Below are 1,830 nucleotides of genomic sequence, written 5' to 3' on the forward strand. Positions count from 1 at the left end.
CCAATTGTACAACGTTGCCTCGCTGATGTGTTCTTCGGCTGCAATTTCCGAGATAGTTTTATTATTCGGCGGCAACAGTTTCTTGAGGATGGCGGCTTTTCTTTCTTCGGAATATCTCGGCATAGTGTCCTCCGTTACCCCTCCATTGCTGGATTTTTGGGCGATTCAATATCTGGACAACTATCCTGACACCGGGGGCTAGAGACTAGAGACTAGAAGCTAGGGCTCGCTCTGAGCTCTTTCTAGTCTCTAGCTTCTAGAAGCGAAGCGTCTCGTCTCTTCCCCGCTTTCAATCTTTTATCATCTTATCCATCATTTGTTCTATCAATGGGCTTGGGTGGCCGTTGTCGTCGGTAAGAAAATAAGTATGGCCCCAATTTGGGTCGAAGTGGTCGTTAAAGGCGTCGCAGTCGGTTATCGTCACTTTGTTCGCAGGAAGTGCGTCGAGGTTTTCGGGGCCAGTCATGCCTAATCGCCGGGTGACGGTGCGGTGGCGTACGTTGACCACTTTTGAGGCGGCCATGGCGATATCATCGGCAGCATAGTAAATGTGGACTTGTTTGGCGGCATCCAGCACTGCCCTGCCCGGTTGGTGTGGCTCTAGGGCTTGGTTATCAACATCGGCGGCCATCATAAATATATGCCGAAACCATTGCGGCATAGTGTCGAGCCCGGCGTGTTGGTGCCAATGGGAAAAAGTGCTGATTAAGGTGCGATTGCCCATGGAGTGAGCAAGCACGTTCATGCGTCGTTTGCACGGGGTGGTTTGTTGCTCGGGGGCGCGGCGCCAGTCATCAAACATCGCCAGTAAGCGGCTAAACGCCAAGCCTGACGCGGTGGCGGCGAGTTGGTCGTCCCAGTAGTCATCGATAGCACCGAGCCGGCCATCGTCGTCACAGGGCCAGATAACCGGCACCACCAGCATAGCGTTGGGTGCAAGGCGATCAAACTGGTGTTGTAACGTCTGCGCCATTGGAAAGATGTTGCGCTCCATTTGGTTGTTGTAGCCATGGAGCAAAAAGAGGATTTGAGTATGCGCGGGTAAGGCTTTCAATTTGGCCATAAACGGCGCCGCGGTGATCTCTTGGTATTCATCCTGCTCGGCGCGCTGGCAAAAATATACCCACTTTGAGATATCGGTATTTTGGTTATCAAAGTTTAACCAACGGCCAGCCTCACTGGTCGGCCCTTGTTCAGGAATACGGCTGGTAATAAATAACATGGCATCATCCACCGGTTATGAATGTGCGGTGAGGATAAGCGAGGTAGGTGGTTGAGTTGTATGGTGTTTGGGGGATTTTGCGAGGGAGTGGGCGGAAAGAGGGGCTAGAGACTAGAGACTAGAGACTAGAGACTAGAGACTAGAGACTAGAGACTAGAAGCGAAGCGTCTCGTCTCTTTCCGTATTCCGTCAGCGAAGCGTTCTGTATTCAAAAATCTTGAATATCGCGTAGGTCGGTATAAGCGCCTTCTCGATCGYRCAAGCTTGGTGTGATTTCCGCCGCGCGCCCGTTGCWCGGCGCCATCGGACATCAAAGCCAAMRATTAACCYCGATGTTAAATTGGGCGCCGATCGTGACGGCGCCCCTTGGCAATGTGCACATACCCATCATCGTGCCGGGGCTTGTGTCACCTACGCCAATGGCACCATCAATGTCTAAATTTTGGCATCGATGAAATTTACTAGGGATTGTGCCATCTCTCATCCTCGCAGAAAATGACCTGCGATCAAGGCTAGTCCTTGAAGCATGGCAGCCCTTGAGATTGACGCCATTCCGGTAGATTTCAAGGTAGTTGACCAGATTTTCTAATTAAGCGGCACTTTTTTGA

The 1,830-nt window shown here is 51.5% G+C and carries 2 protein-coding genes; both read right to left on the minus strand.

The genetic code is table 11. The features are described 5' to 3' along the window. Positions 1–123: transposase (locus BZG14_RS15190; RefSeq protein WP_158011767.1), on the minus strand; the 123-nt coding region annotated here is incomplete at its 3' end. 166 nt (positions 124–289) lie between these two features. Continuing rightward, positions 290–1,222 (minus strand): alpha/beta hydrolase, encoded by a 933-nt coding sequence (locus BZG14_RS15195; protein WP_077609148.1) that lies wholly within the window; start codon positions 1,220–1,222, stop codon positions 290–292. Positions 1,223–1,830: the final 608 nt, after the last annotated feature.

Origin of the sequence: Salinivibrio sp. IB282 (assembly GCF_001995685.1) — a bacterium.
In the GTDB taxonomy this organism is placed as follows: domain Bacteria; phylum Pseudomonadota; class Gammaproteobacteria; order Enterobacterales; family Vibrionaceae; genus Salinivibrio; species Salinivibrio kushneri.

Excerpts from the sequence above, each read along its gene's own strand:
- BZG14_RS15195 (WP_077609148.1), bottom strand. The coding sequence starts at position 1,222 with ATGTTATTTATTACCAGCCGTATTCCTGAACAAGGGCCGACCAGTGAG.